Source organism: Lentzea sp. NPDC058450, assembly GCF_042721395.1.
Taxonomy (GTDB): Bacteria; Actinomycetota; Actinomycetes; order Mycobacteriales; family Pseudonocardiaceae; genus Lentzea.
In genome coordinates this window covers 120,262-134,437 of record NZ_JBHXLO010000012.1, presented here as the reverse complement: position 1 = coordinate 134,437, position 14,176 = coordinate 120,262, and the positions used below count along the sequence as shown (strand labels likewise).

The window sequence follows — 14,176 nt, the reverse complement described above, 5'->3', positions numbered from 1 at the left end:
TCGTGCGAAAATCGATCGGGGGACCGGCAGCGGGGACAGATCGGCGAAGTGCGAGATCAACGTCGTCGTGGTGGCGGAAAACAGAACAGGGATTTGCGGTAGCGTCCGTATTGGTGGATCACCTAATTGGAGTAACGACGGTGCCGCGATCATCCCAAGTCGGGCATCATCACGTGGCTCGACCATGTCGTAGAACGAGGGGTCTCGTGTGACCATCTTCCGTGCAGGCCGCACCGGAGCGTGGTGGATGTACCTGGTGGCGGGTCACCTGCTGCTGGGCGTCTACTACCTGATTCCGGTCAGCCCTGCGGGGACAACGGGGCAAACGGTACGGGTGGTGCTCTACTGCACGATCAGCGCTTCGGCCGCCATCGCGACATTCGCGGGGGTCAAGCGCAACCGGCCCCAATGGCGCAGGCCGTGGGTGTTCCTCGCGCTGAGCCAGGTGGTTTACGCGATCGCCGACCTGACGTTCTACGCATCTCACTACATCTTCGAGTACACGGTTTACCCGTCCTACGCGGACATCTTCTACCTGGGGCATTACCCGTTGATGGTCGCGGGCGTGATCCTGCTGATCCGCAGGCGCACCCCGGGACTCGACCTGCCGAGCCTGCTCGACGCCGCGGTGCTCGCGGTCGTCGCGGGCATGGCGTCCTGGCTCTACGTCATCGGCCCGCAGGCGCGCCTCACCTCGCCGGTGCTGGTCAAGATCGCCTCGCTCGGCTACCCGATGATGGACCTGGCGCTGTTCGTCGTCGCGTTGCGGCTCATCTTCGGCGCCGGCCCGCGCCCCCGCGCGTTCGTGCTGCTCACCTGCAACCTGCTGGGCATTCTCACCGCGGACACCATCTACGTGCTGCAACGCCTCGACGGCAGCTACCACGCGGGCAACTTCCTCGACGCCATCTGGCTGTCGGCGAACCTGTGCATGGGCGCGGCGGCGCTGCACCCCACGATGGCGCGGCTCGTCGACCGGGCGCACGTCAAGGACGTCGGCCTGAGCCGCGGCCGGATCATCGCGCTGTGCTCGGCCGTCCTCGCCGCACCCGTGCTGATGCTGGTGCACGACGTCGGCCAGTCGTCGCAGGACGTCCTGGTCATCGCGGTGGGCAGCGCGGTGCTGTCGTTGCTGATCATCGCCCGGCTCGCCGGTCTCGTCGCCGACCAGCGCAAGCTCGCGATCACCGACAGCCTCACCGGCCTGCACACCCGCCGGTTCTTCGAGGCGCAACTCCCGCTGGAGATATCCCGGGCGCGGCGGGGCGACGGGTCGGTCGCGGTGTTCATCATCGACGTCGACCGCTTCAAGTCGATCAACGACAACTACGGCCACCCCGCCGGCGACGACGTGCTGATGGAGGTCGCGGCCCGGCTGCGCGCGGCCTCGCGGGCGGGTGAGGTGCTGGCCCGCTACGGCGGCGAGGAGTTCGCGCTGCTCGTGCCGGACGCCGGGCCCGGCAGGCTGTCCGTGATCGCGAACCGGCTGCGCGAACGCGTCGCGGAGAAGCCGATCCCGGTCAACGCGGGCAACGACGACATCCCGCTGTTCGTCACGGTGTCGGTCGGCTCGGCGAGCTTCCCGACCCACGGCGACGGCCCCGACGACATCGTGGTGATCGCGGACCGCGCGCTGTACGCGGCGAAGGCGGCCGGGCGCAACCGGATCGCGGTCGGCCCCGAGCCGCTGCCCGCCGTGGACCCGGACACCGACGGCGCGATGGCGGAGTTCCTCTGCCAGGTCGCGGACCGGGTGGACGGCTGGCTGCACCGCTACGACCACAGCCGTTCGGTGTCGCGCTGGGCCGGTGTGGCGGCGGGGGAGTTCGGCCTGGACGCGCCCACGATCCGCGTGACCCAGCTCGCCGGGCGCCTGCACGACATCGGCAAGGTGATCATCCCCGAGGTGGTGCTCACCAAGCCGGGCGCACTGTCCGAAGAGGAATGGCGGCTGCTGCGCCAGCATCCGGACTTCGGCTACCGGCTGGCGCGCATGGTGCCGGGGTTCGCGGGCGTCGCGCACGTGATCCGGCAGCAGCACGAACGCTACGACGGCGCCGGGTACCCGGACGGGTTGCGCGGCGCGGACATCCGCGCGGAGGCGAGGATCCTGTCCGTGTGCGTCGCCTGGGCGGCGATGCGGTCGAACCGTCCACATCAGACCGCATTGGATGAAAACCGGGCGCGGCGGGAACTTTGGGCCGGACGCGGCGAACAGTTCGATCCGGACGTAGTGGACATGTTCCTCGACCTGCACACCCAGGGCAGCATCGGAATGTTGCGTCCGTCCGGATTGTCCGTGCAGGAAGCGGGTTTCCCGGCCGACTTCAGGCCATGATCCACTGACCGTGCCATGCTCTGCGCCATGAGCACGGAGTTCGCCATTCCCGCCGAGGTGCCGAGCCCGGAACGGCCGGCCCCGCCCGGCGGACCGGTGGGCAGGTGGCTGCTGGCGGACCGGGTGGCACCCTCCGGCCCGGAGAGCCACGAGTCGCACGCCAAGCCGCACCCGTGGTGGAAGGTCATGACGCTCACCGGCGTCGACTACTTCTCCACGCTGTCGTACCTCCCCGGCATCGCCGCGCTGGCCGCCGGTGCGCTCTCGCCGCTCGCGACGTTGCTGATCGTCGCGCTGACGTTGCTCGGCATGCTGCCGATGTACCGGCGGGTGGCGCGGGAGAGCCCGAACGGCCAGGGGTCCGTGGCGATGCTGGAGGACCTGCTGCCGTTCTGGCGCGGCAAGATCTTCGTGCTGGTGCTGCTCGGGTTCGTGGCGACGTCGTGGATCATCACGATCACCCTGTCCGCGGCCGACGCTTCGGTGCACGCGCTGGAGAACCCGTACGTGCCGGAGGCGCTGCACGGCGCCGAGCTGTGGGTGACGATCGTCCTGCTGCTGATCCTCGGCGGCGTGTTCCTGATGGGCTTCAGCGAGGCCGTGGGCGTCGCGATCCCGTTGGTGGCGGTGTTCCTCGCCCTCAACGCCGTCGTGGCCGTGGTGGGGCTCGTGGACGTCTTCGCGACGCCGGACGCGCTCGACCGGTGGATCTCCGCGCTCGGCGCGCACGGGGACGGGTTCTTCGGCGTCGTCGGGCCCGCGATCCTGGCGTTCCCGCTGCTGGTGCTCGGCCTGTCCGGCTTCGAGACCGGCGTGAGCATGATGCCGCTGGTGGCGGCGGACGGGAAGACGCCGGAGGAACGGCTGGAGAGCCGCGTCCGCAACACCCGCAAGCTGCTCACGACCGCCGCGCTGATCATGTCGGTCTACCTGGTCGCCACGTCGTTCATCACCACCGTGCTGGTGCCGCAGGAGAAGTTCGCGCCCGGCGGCCCGGCGAACGGCCGTGCGCTCGCCTACCTCGCGCACGAGCTGCTCGGCGAGGCGTTCGGCACGGTCTACGACATCAGCAGCATCCTGATCCTCTGGTTCGCCGGTGCGTCGGCGATGGCCGGGCTCATCAACATCGTCCCGCGTTATCTGCCGTCGTACGGCATGGCGCCGGAGTGGGGCCGAGCGGTCCGTCCGGTGGTGATCGTCTACACGGTCATCTGCATCATCATCACGATCATCTTCAACGCCGACGTGAACGCGCAGGCCGGCGCCTACGCGACGGGCATCCTCGCGATGATGGTCTCCGGATCGTTCGCGGTGACGGTGTCCGCGTGGCGCAAGAGGCAGCGCGGCGCGGGCATCGGGTTCACCGTGCTGACGCTGGTGCTGCTGTACGCGTTGGTGGAGAACGTCATCGAGAAGCCGGACGGCATCACGATCTCCATCGGCTTCATCATCGGCATCGTCGTGATCTCGCTGGTGTCGCGGATCTCGCGCACGACGGAGCTGCGCGTCGACAGCATCAAGTTCGACGAGCGGGCACGCCGGTTCATCACCGAGACGATCGAGAACGACGGCCGGATCACGTTGATCGCGAACCGCCGTCAGCACGGGGACGAGGCCGAGTACGTCGAGAAGGAGACCGAGCAGCGCGGCATGAACCCGGTGCCCGGCACGGCGGACGTGATCTTCCTGGAGATCGACATCGTCGACCCGTCGGCGTTCTCGAACGTCCTCTGCGTGACCGGTGTCGAGGTGGCGGGGCATCGCGTGCTGCGGGCCTCCGCACCGGCCGCGCCGAACGCCATCGCGGCGATCCTGCTGGCGTTGCGCGACTCGACCGGGGTCATCCCGCACGCGCACTTCGAGTGGTCCGAGGGCAACCCGCTCGGCCACCTGTTCCGCTACCTGATCCTCGGCCGCGGCGATACGCCTCCGGTCGTACGGGAAATCATCCGCTCGGCTGAAGAGGATCCGTCCAGAAGGCCACGCGTGCACGTGAGCTAGCTGGAACACTCCCTCCGTACGTCCGACACAGGGGGAGGACGCCATGTTCCGCAAGCTGTTGGTATCTCTGCTCGTGCTGGGGACGGTGGGGGCCGGAGCCGCACCGGCGGTCGGAACCTCAGGACCCAGAACCGTCAGAACGTGCGCCGATCTCGTGCGCACGTTCGACGTTCCGGACGCCCGCGCGAAGGTGACGTCCGCGACGGTCGTGGCTGGGGAGAAGGGCTTCTGCGACGTCCGAGGCACCATCGAACCCGCCATCGGCTTCCAGCTGAAGCTGCCGTTGCGCGGGTACCAGGGCCGCTACGTCCAGTACGGCTGCGGCGGGTTCTGCGGGATCATCGACGATCCGGCCTTCCCGCCGGGCTGCGGACCGGCGTTCGGGGACGCCGCGGTGGCCGCGACCGACGACGGGCACCAGGCGCCGCCGGAGAACCCGTTCGACACGACCTGGGCCGCCTCCAACCAGAAGGCCCGCGACGACTACTTCTTCCGCGCGCCGCACGCGTTGTCGAAGGTGTCCAAGCACATCATCGCGGCGTTCTACGGCAGGCCGCCGGTGAAGTCGTACTTCTCCGGCTGTTCCAACGGCGGCCGCGAGGGCCTGCTGCTGGCCCAGCGCTACCCGCGCGACTTCGACGGCATCGTCGCCGCGGCACCGGGCGCCTACTACACCGCGCTGATCGGCTACCAGGCGTGGATCGCCCGCAACACCATCCCGAACGACAAGATCTTCGTGCTGCACAACGCGGTCATGCAGGCGTGCGACGGCAACGACGGCCTGGTGGACGGCCAGATCGAGGACCCGAGGCTCTGCCGGTTCGACCCCGGCACGCTCACGGGTCAGCTCACCGACGACGAGATCGCCCGCGTCCGCCGGTTGTACGCGGGCCCGTCCGACCACGGCGTGCGGCTCTACCCCGGCGGGCAGCCGTACGGGTCGGAGATCTCCTGGACGTTCTGGCTCAACCCGTCCGAAGGCCTCGGCCGCGGCATCGCGCCCGAGCTCGCGGACAACGGCCTGAAGCACCTCGTGTACCCGATCGGCAGGCCGCACTCGTCGCTGGAGAAGTTCGAGTTCACCACCCGTGAGCTGCGCCGGATCGTGCCCGAGACGGTGAAGGCGAACTCGCTCTCGCTCGACCTGCGGGCGTTCGAACGGGCCGGTGGCAAGCTGATCATCTGGCACGGCGCGGGCGACCAGGGCATCCCGTTCGAGGGCACGCTCGACTACTGGCAGCGGCTCACCGGCGGCAGGAACCCGTCGTACGCCAGGCTCTTCGTGGTGCCGTCGATGTGGCACTGCGCCGGCGGCGACACGCTGACCGACTTCGACCCGTTCCGCGCGCTGGTGTCGTGGGTCGAGGGTGGCCAGGCACCGAGCAGGATCATCGCGACCGGACGTGACCAGGACGGGAACGTCGTGCGCACCCGGCCGGTGTACCCGTACCCGTTGCGGGCCAAGTACACCGGCTCCGGCTCGATCGACGACGCCGCGAACTTCGTCGCGGCGCCGGGCTTCGGGTTCGACGACCGGATCCGCTGGGCGGGGGAGGACCTGTACAGGTCAGGTCCGGTGGCGCCCTAGCGGAACTTGTGGATGGCGGCGGCGATGGCCTTGTCCATGCTGTTGCCCTCCATCACGAGGTGGCCGGCGTCGTTCAGGATGACGAGCTCGGCGTCGGGCCACCTCTTCGCGACCTCCCACGCCGTGTACAGCGGGCCGCCGAAGTCGTTGCGGCCGTGGATGAGGACGCCGGGGATTCCCTTGAGCCGGTCGAGGTTGTCGAAGATGTAGTTCGGCTCGATGAAGGCCTCGTTGCCCCAGTAGTGGCTGACGGCCCGCGAGAGCTGGTAGCGCATCGTCGGGTCGGCGTACCGGGTGCCCTCGAACGAGTTGTCGCCGCCGGTGATGGTGGAGAGGTCCCACTTGCTCCAGTCCCAGGCGGCCTTCTCGCGGACGGCGGGGTCGGGGGAGTTGAGGAGCCTGTTGTAGGCGGCGGCGAGGTTGCCGTCGCGGTCCTCCTCGGGGACGCCGTCGCGGAAGGCGTCGAAGTAGTCGGGGAAGAAGAGACCGAGGCCGCGGGTGATCCACGCGTGCTCTTCCGGACGGCTGGTGGTCACGGCCGGGATGACGATCTCGGTGACGCGGTCGGGGTGCTGGATGGCGTAGGCGAGGATCAGGGTCGATCCCCAGGAACCGCCTTCGAGCAGCCACTTGTCGAAGCCGAGGTGGTCGCGGAGCTTCTCGGCGTCGTCGATCAGGTGCTGGGTGGTGTTGAGCTCCATGCTGGTCGACGGGTCCGCTATCGGGGGCGTGCTCTTCCCGCACCCCCGTTGGTCCCAGAGGATCAGGTTCCAGTGATCGGGATCGAAGTACTCGCGGGAGTGCGGGTTGGCGCCGGAGCCCGGACCGCCGTGGAAGACGCAGGCGGGTTTGCCGTCGGGGTTGCCGCTCGCCTCCCAGTGAACGAGCTGGCCGTCGCCTACGTCGAGCATGCCCTGCGCGTAGGGCTCCACCTGTGGGTACATGCGGGCGAGGCTATTGGGGGAACGCGGGGGACGCCGAGTGGTTTTCGAGCAGGCCCGGACACGCCGACACGTCCACTGCCGCAGGGGCGGTGGACGTGTGAACTCAGTGCGGTGTCAGGACTTCTGCTTGGCGGCGATCTGGTCCAGGACCTCGCTCTGGGAGACGATGATCTTGCCTGCCAACGCCTTCGAGCCGATGTGCTCGCCCTTGGCCTGCGCGGACTTGGCCATGTCGACGCCACTGCGGAGGTGGCGGGAGAGCGTGGCGAGGAACAGGTCGTCGTACTGCTTGCCGCTGGCCGCCTTGAGGGCCTCGACGTCCTTGGCGGTCATCATGCCCGCCATCTTGTGCGTGGCCGCGGCGTCGTCACCGGGCACCTGGATGTTCCAGCTGCGCAGGTAGGTGGACATCTGCTCGATCTCGCCCGCCTCCGCGGTCGCGATCTTGTCCGCCACGTTCACCACGAACTCGTCCTTGGACTTCTCCATGGCGACCTTGGCGATCTCGATCGTCTGGCGGTGGTGGGGGATCATCTGCAACGAGAACATCGCGTCGGCCTCGTTGGCCGCCGGTTCTCCAGAGCCGCCGCTCGGGGCGGATGAACAGCCCACCAGCGCAAGCAGCCCTAGCACGACGATGAGCAGACGCGCTCGCATGAAGCCTCCCGTCTCGGTTCCCTGCCGAGGGATACGGGTGGCCGATGTGTCCGGTTCAGCGAAACTTTCCGAACCTAAGTGGTTGGCCGCCGGTCGAGTGCCGCGACGACCCCGCTGACGACGTCCGGATGGCCCAGCGGCAGGGGTGCCACCACGTCGTTGGTGTGCGGGATGACCTGGGCGAACGTGGCCTCCACCGGCACCTCGGGATCGACCACGAGGACCGAGCGGACGAGGTCGGGGTGGCCCGCCACGAGGTCGAGGACGTCTGCGGCGATCGGGCCGCTCGTGACGACGTCCAGCACCGTCCTGGTGTCGTCCCGGTGCCTCGTCAGCACGGTGTCCACTGTGGACTTCCAGCCCGGCGCGGCCGGCACCCGCAGCCACACGATCCGCACGGTCTCCGACAGCGGGCGCCAGGTCGCGGGAATTCCGTCGTGGAGGGCTTCCCCGGCTGGATCGATCACGAGTACCGTTGCGGCGCCTGCGGGTCCGTCGGCCACGACACCGGGACCCGCTGCCCTGCTGGGCTCGTCGAAATCGCGCATGCTTCGCGGATACCCAGTGGCTGAAAGGTTTCAGTGCTCCGATCGGGTCTTCGTGATGACCCGAATGGTGGATACAAGACCACTGAGTGACGTGGACTTGTTGACGCGCACCGGTTTCCGGCTCATGTCCGGTGACATCTTGACCACTTTCTGAACCCAGGTTTATGGTCTAGACCACAAACCGAAACTGGATCGGTGAGCAACCTGAGAGTGCTCCCGGTTCCCGCCCCCTGCCTACGGGTCCACCCGTTTGGGAACGATCCAAGGAGTTCGGACGAATGAAGAACATGCGTAAAGCGGCGCTCGTCCTGGCCGCTGTCCCCGCCATCGTCCTCATCACGCCGGTCGGTTCGGCGAGCGCGCACGGTTACGTGTCGTCGCCCGCGAGCCGTTCGGCGCAGTGTGCCAGGGGCGACATCGCCGAAAGCCTTTGTGGCCAGGCGAAGTACGAGCCCCAGAGCGCGGAGGGCCCCAAGGGCCTGAAGAACTGCAGCGGCGCGAACGGCAGCTTCGCTCCCCTCGACAACGACTCGCTGCCCTGGAAGGTCACCAACACCGGTCAGACCCTGTCCCTGACCTGGACCTTCACCGCCCGGCACGCCACGCGCGACTACGAGTACTTCATCGGCAACACGCGCGTCGGCTTCTTCGCCGGCAACAACCAGCAGCCGAACAACCCGACCACTCACTCGATCAACCTCGGCGGCTTCTCGGGTCGCCAGAAGCTGATCGCGGTCTGGAACATCGGCGACACCGTCAACGCGTTCTACTCGTGCATCGACCTCAACATCAGCGGTGGTGGCGGCACGACTCCGCCGCCCACCACCACGACCACCCGTCCTCCGACGACGACCACGACCACGACGACCACGCAGCAGCCGCCGGCCGGTGGCACGTGGGCGGCGAACACGTCGTACGCGACCGGCGCGACCGTGACCTACGGCGGCTCGAGCTACCGCTGCCGCCAGGCGCACACCTCGCTGGTCGGCTGGGAACCGCCGAACGTGGCGGCGCTCTGGGAGAAGATCTGATCCGATGAAGCGCCTGGTGATCGCTGTCGCGGTCCTGGCGCTGGCGGGGTGCGGCGGAGAGGCGGTCGTGCCGGAGAGCCCAGCGGCTCACGGGCACGGCGCTTCTTCCGCCGCACCACCCGTTCCGGGTGCCAGTGCGAGGTTCAACGACGCGGACGTGACGTTCGTGCAGATGATGGTCGACCACCTGCAGCTCGGCATCAGCCTGTCGCAGGTGGGCATCGCGAAAGCGGAGAGCAAGGAAGCGAAGGACCTCGCGAGCGCCATCGACGTGACGCAGCGCGAGGAGCTCACGATGCTCAAGTCGTGGCTGAAGCTCTGGGACAAGCCCGAAGGCGACGGCGCGAACCTGCACGCCGCCCACGGAGGTCAGCCGCTGCTCGACGACAAGGTCATCAACGAGACCAAGGAGAAGAGCGGGGCCGAGTTCGACCAGAACTTCCTCAACCTCATGACCGGGCACCAGGGTGCCGGCGTGGAGATGGCCCTGGCCGAGAAGAAGGACGGTCAGAACCCCGAGGCGACGGCCTACGCCGAGCGCGTGGTCACGTCCCGGCAGGGCCAGATCCAGCAGATGCTGAAGATCATCGGCGGGGTGTAGCTGCCAGCGGTTCAGGTGTCGGCGGCGGCTCCTGAACGTCAGCGGGTCAGGTCGCTCAGCGCGGCCTCGACCCGTTGCCGCGCCGACGCGTGCATCCACCCGACCCCGAGCTCCTGCTGGGCCAGCCGCAGGAGCCTTTCGGCCTGCCCGAGATCACCCCGGCGCGTGGCGATCTCGGCGAGTCCGGTGTGCGCGAGCGAGCGGGTCGCGGTCAGGCCTGCCTCGGTCGCGAGTTCCAGCGCCAGCAGGTAGTCCCGTTCCGCCGCGGCCTCGTCCACGTCGAGCAGCCGGTCCGCGCGGCGGCCCCGCAGTTCCGCGAGTTCTTCCTTGGCCCCGAGTTCGGCCATCGCCGCGATCGCCTGGTCGGTCAGGGCGAGTGCTTCGGCCGGGTCCTCGGTGATGGTCGCCAGCACGTCGAGGACCTGGGCCGCGCCCCAGCGTTCGCCGACCTCCTCGAACAACGCCAGCGCCTCGCGCGCCTTCCGGATCGCGGGCGGGCTGTCACCGGTGGTGGTCCAGGCCGTGTAGGCGTTGCTGAAGCCGAGCAGGCCGCGCAGCCACGGGTCGTCGCTGCTCTCGATCTCGTCCTGCAACGCCGTGCGCGGCGTGTCCGGTCCGGGCGGGCCGGAGAGCATGGCCCACGCGATGAGCACGAACGGTTGCCTGATCGGGCCGTGCAACGCCTTCAGCCTGTCCTGCACGCGTTCCGGGGCCGCCAGCGCCAGCAGCACCGCGTAGTCCTCTGTGGACTCTTCGGGCACCCGGTCCAGCAGCCGGAGCGCGAGGCCCTGCACCTCCGCCCGGCTGCCCTTGACGTACCAGTACCAGGCCAGGCCGTTGACGAGCGCGAGCCCCAGCGCGGGGTCGGCGTCCGTGGCCCAGTCCAGGGCCTGCACCAGGTTCGCGTGCTCGGCGGTCAGGCGGGTGAACCAGCGGACCTGATCGCCCTGGCGCAGTTCGGGATCAGCGCGGCGGGCGAGGTCGGCGAAGTAAGCGGCGTGCGCGGCGTCGACGCGTTTGTGCTCGGCGCAGAACTCGCGGATCGTCTCCAGCATCCGGTAACGGCCGTCGGCGGCCTCGACCAGCGACTTGTCCACCAGAGCGTCCAGCACCTCGATGTCGTGCCCGCACACCGATTCGACGGCGTCGAGGCTCGCTCCGCCGCTGAACGTCGCGAGGCACGCGGCGAGATCGCGTTCGTCGTCGGACAGCAGGTCCCACGACCACTCCACGACCGCGCGCAGCGTCTGGTGGCGCGGTGCGGCGGCGCGGTTTCCCTTGGTGAGCAACCGGAAGCGGTTGCCCAGCCGGGAGGCGATCTCCGCCGTGGTCAGCGTCCGGGTGCGGGCGGCGGCCAGTTCGATCGCGAGCGGCAGGCCGTCGAGCTCCCGGCAGATCTCGGCGGTGTGGTCGTCGCGCACGAACGCCGGGTTGACCAGCCGGGCGCGGTCCGCGAACAGCTCGACGCTCTGCGCCGGGTCGAGCGGTGGCACCGGGCACAGCGTCTCGCCGGTGATGCCGAGCGCCTCCCGGCTCGTGGCGATGATCCGCACCGACCGGCACGTGCTGAGCAGGTGCCCGGCGAGCCGCGCCGCCTGGACGATCAGGTGCTCGCAGTTGTCGAGGATCAGCAACGCCGAGCGCTCGCGCAACGCCAGCACCAGCCGTTCCTCGGGTTCGAGCACGGTCTCCTTGAGCCCCAACGCCTGGAGCGCGGCCGCCGCGACGTCCTTGGCGGGCGCGAGGTCCACGAAGATCGCCCCGGCACCGGCGGCCTGCAACGCCAGCCTGGTCTTGCCCGCGCCACCAGGCCCGGTCAGCGTGATCAGCCGGGAGGTCAGCGCCTTGATCCGCCGGAGTTCCTCCTGGCGGCCCACGAAGTTCGTCAGCTGGGCGGGCAGTTCGCGGTGGGTCGTGCCGCGCAGGACCTGGAGGTGCACGGCCCGCAGTTCGGCCGACGGGTCGGTGCCCAGCTCGTCGGCCAGCAGCTGCCGGGCGTCCTCGAACGCCTGCAACGCCTCGGCCTGGCGGCCCTGCTGGTGCAGCGCCTGCATGAGGAAGCCGCGCAGCCGTTCGTCGAGCGGGTGCTGCCGGACGAGCTCCTGGATCTCGGCGACGTCCGCCGTGCCGAGCCGGAGGCGCGCGGCGGTCAGCGAACCGAGTGCCGCGGACCGTTGCTCCTCCAGGCGAGTCGCGTGGTCGGCGAGCGGCACGTCGGCGAGCGCCGGACCGCGCCAGAGCTGAAGTGCCTCGGACAACAGGGATTCCGCGCCGCGGACGTCGCCGGCCTCCAGCGCCTGGCGGCCTTCCGCAGCCAGCGCGGCGAACCGGTGTGCGTCGACCTGCGCGGCGGACAGCGCGAGGCGATATCCGGCCGGGTGGAACTCGATCAGCGCCGCGTCCCCGAGCGCCCTGCGCAACCGGGACACCTGACCCTGCAACGCATTGGCCGCGTCGGCCGGCGGCTCGGAGCCGTAGAGCTCGTCCACCAACCGGTCAAGCGGGACGATTTCCCCCACTCGGAGCGCGAGCAACGCGAGCAGGGTGCGTGGCCGTGGACCACCCACCGCGAGCTTGCCGTCCGGGGAGTGCGCCTCAACGGGCCCGAGAATGCCGACGTGCACGGTGTCAGCGTACGAAGCGGCCGGGGCTCGTACCCAGCACCCGGCGAAAGTGGCGCGTGAGGTGCGACTGGTCGTGGAACCCGGCCAGCACCGCCACCTCCGCCGCCGGTCGCCCCTCGATCAGGAAGCCGCGGGCGAGGTCGACCCGGCGCGCGGTCAGGTACTTGTGCGGGGGCAGCCCGAACCGGCGGCTGAACGCCCGCACGAGGTGAGTCGGGCTGGTCTGCAACTCCCGCGCGGCGGCGGTCAGGGACAGGCCCTCCGGCAGTGAGGCGTCCAGCAGTTGCCGCAGCCGGTCGGCGAGCGTCGGGTCCGCGTGCACGACGGGCGCGGTGCCGGCGAAGTGGTGCTGGACTCGCTCGGCGATCAACGCGAGCCGTGACGCCGCCTCGAACGGTTCGTCCAGCACCAGGTGGAGCTGGTGCACCCGGTGGCGCAGCAGGGGATCGGGCAGCATCGGGGTGTCGACGGCCTTGCCGATCAGGTCGTCCGGCAGCACCGTGCCGTCCAGGTACAGCACGCGCTTGCGGAAGCCCGTCGGGTACGCGGACCGCCCGTCATGCGGCACGTGCGGCGGCAACAGCGTGACGGCGGAGACGAGCGCGCCGTGCTCGTGCCGGTCCAGTTCGTACTTCACGGCACCGTCGTCGAGCACCATCAACGTCCACGCGTCGTGCGTGTGCGTCGGGTAGGCGTGCGTGGTGAACGACGCGTGGAAGGCCTCCTTGATGCCGTCCACCGCGGGTTTCCACGCGGTCGTGCTCATGTCAGAAACGTACAAGACCGCCGGGGCACCTGCCCACGATCGTGGAGTCCATGTTCGACACCAAGATCGCTGTGCTGCTGCGGGACGACCTGGCCGGATGGCAGGCGCTGAACGTCACCGCGTTCCTCGTGAGCGGCCTCCCCGAGACCCTCAAGGGCGAGCCGTACGTCGATGCCGACGACGTGCGGTACCTGCCGATGTTCGGCCAGCCCGTGGTCGTGCTCCAGGGCAACGCCGAGCTGCTCAGGAAGGCCCACGAGCGGGCGCTGAACCGCGACCAGGCCATGACGATCTTCACCGCGGACCTGTTCGCCACCGGCAACGACGACGACAACCGCGCGGCCGTCCGCAAGGTGCACACGCAGGACCTCGACCTGGTCGGGATCGCCGTGCACGGCCAGAAGAACGCGGTCGACAAGATCTTCAAGGGCGCGCGGATGCACCCCTGACGAAACCGGGTTCTAATGCGTGCGTGATCAAGCTGCTCCGGATGGCCGTGTTCCTGTTGGTGCTGTCGGCCGAGGTCTACCTGGTCGTCGTGCTGGGAGACCGGTTCCGGCCGGCCGACCACTTCAGCTTCTTCACCGTGCTGTCGAACGTCTTCGCGGCCGTCGTGATGCTGCTCGGGGTGTTCCGGCCGGTGTCGGCGCAGCTCAGGGGCGCGGCCGTGGTCTACATGGCCACCACGGGGCTCGTGTACTCGTTCCTGCTGAGGGGCATCGACGTGCAGACGCCCGCGTACGCGAACTGGGTGCTGCACATCATCGTGCCGATCCTCGTCGCCGTGGAGTGGCTGCTCGCGCCGGAGAAGACGCGGCGGTGGTGGACCTGGCTCGCGTTCCCGGCCGCCTACCTGGTGTACACGCTGGTCAGGGGCCCGATCGTCGGCTGGTACCCGTACCCGTTCATGGACCCGCGTGCGCACGGCTACGGCAGCGTCGCGGTGGGCTGCGTGTTCGTGGCGGTGGTGTTCGTCGCGCTGTCGTTCGCGGTGTCCTGGGTCGGCACCAAATTGGCCCAGAAAAGGGCGTTGTCTTTGTCCCGCGACTAGGGCCAATAGTCGCCTTACGGTCTGAGA

Annotated in this window: 12 protein-coding genes; 7 read left to right on the top strand and 5 right to left on the bottom strand. The window is 69.2% G+C overall.

Features of this window, described 5'->3' with window-relative positions; all coding sequences use genetic code 11:
* Window positions 1–208: 208 nt before the first annotated feature.
* The 3 genes from ACFWNN_RS20350 (at window position 209) to ACFWNN_RS20340 (ending at window position 5,927) form a co-directional block, all read left to right on the top strand.
* Window positions 209–2,338: a diguanylate cyclase gene (locus ACFWNN_RS20350; protein ID WP_382441476.1), complete on the top strand. Its 2,130-nt coding sequence runs from the start codon at window positions 209–211 to the stop codon at window positions 2,336–2,338.
* Window positions 2,339–2,365: 27 nt separating this feature from the next.
* The gene (locus ACFWNN_RS20345; protein ID WP_382441475.1) at window positions 2,366–4,339 is read left to right on the top strand and encodes an amino acid transporter; all 1,974 of its coding nucleotides are present in this window, start codon (window positions 2,366–2,368) and stop codon (window positions 4,337–4,339) included.
* Window positions 4,340–4,493: 154 nt separating this feature from the next.
* Window positions 4,494–5,927 carry a tannase/feruloyl esterase family alpha/beta hydrolase gene (locus ACFWNN_RS20340; RefSeq protein WP_382441474.1) on the top strand — a complete coding sequence of 478 codons (1,434 nt, stop codon included), beginning with the start codon at window positions 4,494–4,496 and terminating at the stop codon, window positions 5,925–5,927.
* On the opposite strand, the gene pip is transcribed toward ACFWNN_RS20340, so the two are convergent.
* From pip to ACFWNN_RS20325, 3 genes are all read right to left on the bottom strand, one after another.
* Window positions 5,924–6,871 carry a prolyl aminopeptidase gene (gene pip / locus ACFWNN_RS20335; protein ID WP_382441473.1) on the bottom strand — a complete coding sequence of 316 codons (948 nt, stop codon included), beginning with the start codon at window positions 6,869–6,871 and terminating at the stop codon, window positions 5,924–5,926. The genes ACFWNN_RS20340 and pip overlap by 4 nt on opposite strands.
* A 114-nt stretch (window positions 6,872–6,985) precedes the next feature.
* The gene (locus ACFWNN_RS20330; protein WP_382441472.1) at window positions 6,986–7,528 is read right to left on the bottom strand and encodes a DUF305 domain-containing protein; all 543 of its coding nucleotides are present in this window, start codon (window positions 7,526–7,528) and stop codon (window positions 6,986–6,988) included.
* Window positions 7,529–7,602: 74 nt separating this feature from the next.
* Window positions 7,603–8,076 (bottom strand): hypothetical protein, encoded by a 474-nt coding sequence (locus ACFWNN_RS20325; RefSeq protein ID WP_382441471.1) that lies wholly within the window; start codon window positions 8,074–8,076, stop codon window positions 7,603–7,605.
* 278 nt (window positions 8,077–8,354) lie between these two features.
* Between ACFWNN_RS20325 and ACFWNN_RS20320 the strand changes: the two genes are divergently transcribed.
* Window positions 8,355–9,107 (top strand): lytic polysaccharide monooxygenase, encoded by a 753-nt coding sequence (locus ACFWNN_RS20320; protein ID WP_382441470.1) that lies wholly within the window; start codon window positions 8,355–8,357, stop codon window positions 9,105–9,107.
* Between the two features lie 4 nt (window positions 9,108–9,111).
* The gene (locus ACFWNN_RS20315; RefSeq protein WP_382441469.1) at window positions 9,112–9,708 is read left to right on the top strand and encodes a DUF305 domain-containing protein; all 597 of its coding nucleotides are present in this window, start codon (window positions 9,112–9,114) and stop codon (window positions 9,706–9,708) included.
* A gap of 38 nt (window positions 9,709–9,746) precedes the next feature.
* Here the strand turns inward: ACFWNN_RS20315 and ACFWNN_RS20310 are convergent, their stop codons facing one another.
* Window positions 9,747–12,332 (bottom strand): BTAD domain-containing putative transcriptional regulator, encoded by a 2,586-nt coding sequence (locus ACFWNN_RS20310; RefSeq protein ID WP_382441468.1) that lies wholly within the window; start codon window positions 12,330–12,332, stop codon window positions 9,747–9,749.
* 4 nt (window positions 12,333–12,336) lie between these two features.
* Window positions 12,337–13,098 carry an AraC family transcriptional regulator gene (locus tag ACFWNN_RS20305; protein ID WP_382441467.1) on the bottom strand — a complete coding sequence of 254 codons (762 nt, stop codon included), beginning with the start codon at window positions 13,096–13,098 and terminating at the stop codon, window positions 12,337–12,339.
* A 50-nt stretch (window positions 13,099–13,148) separates the two neighbouring features.
* Here ACFWNN_RS20305 and ACFWNN_RS20300 point away from each other — a divergent pair, with 50 nt between their 5' ends.
* Entirely contained in the window at window positions 13,149–13,547 is a 399-nt protein-coding gene (locus tag ACFWNN_RS20300; protein ID WP_382441466.1) for a DUF2000 family protein, read from the top strand.
* Between the two features lie 23 nt (window positions 13,548–13,570).
* Window positions 13,571–14,149 carry a Pr6Pr family membrane protein gene (locus ACFWNN_RS20295; RefSeq protein ID WP_382441465.1) on the top strand — a complete coding sequence of 193 codons (579 nt, stop codon included), beginning with the start codon at window positions 13,571–13,573 and terminating at the stop codon, window positions 14,147–14,149.
* Window positions 14,150–14,176: the final 27 nt, after the last annotated feature.

Bases quoted from the DNA above. Each gene is read 5' to 3' on its own strand.
- ACFWNN_RS20345 (WP_382441475.1), top strand. From the start codon at position 2,366: ATGAGCACGGAGTTCGCCATTCCCGCCGAGGTGCCGAGCCCGGAACGG.
- pip (WP_382441473.1), bottom strand. From the start codon at position 6,871: ATGTACCCACAGGTGGAGCCCTACGCGCAGGGCATGCTCGACGTAGGC.
- ACFWNN_RS20330 (WP_382441472.1), bottom strand. From the start codon at position 7,528: ATGCGAGCGCGTCTGCTCATCGTCGTGCTAGGGCTGCTTGCGCTGGTG.
- ACFWNN_RS20325 (WP_382441471.1), bottom strand. From the start codon at position 8,076: ATGCGCGATTTCGACGAGCCCAGCAGGGCAGCGGGTCCCGGTGTCGTG.
- ACFWNN_RS20320 (WP_382441470.1), top strand. From the start codon at position 8,355: ATGAAGAACATGCGTAAAGCGGCGCTCGTCCTGGCCGCTGTCCCCGCC.
- ACFWNN_RS20315 (WP_382441469.1), top strand. From the start codon at position 9,112: ATGAAGCGCCTGGTGATCGCTGTCGCGGTCCTGGCGCTGGCGGGGTGC.
- ACFWNN_RS20305 (WP_382441467.1), bottom strand. From the start codon at position 13,098: ATGAGCACGACCGCGTGGAAACCCGCGGTGGACGGCATCAAGGAGGCC.
- ACFWNN_RS20300 (WP_382441466.1), top strand. From the start codon at position 13,149: ATGTTCGACACCAAGATCGCTGTGCTGCTGCGGGACGACCTGGCCGGA.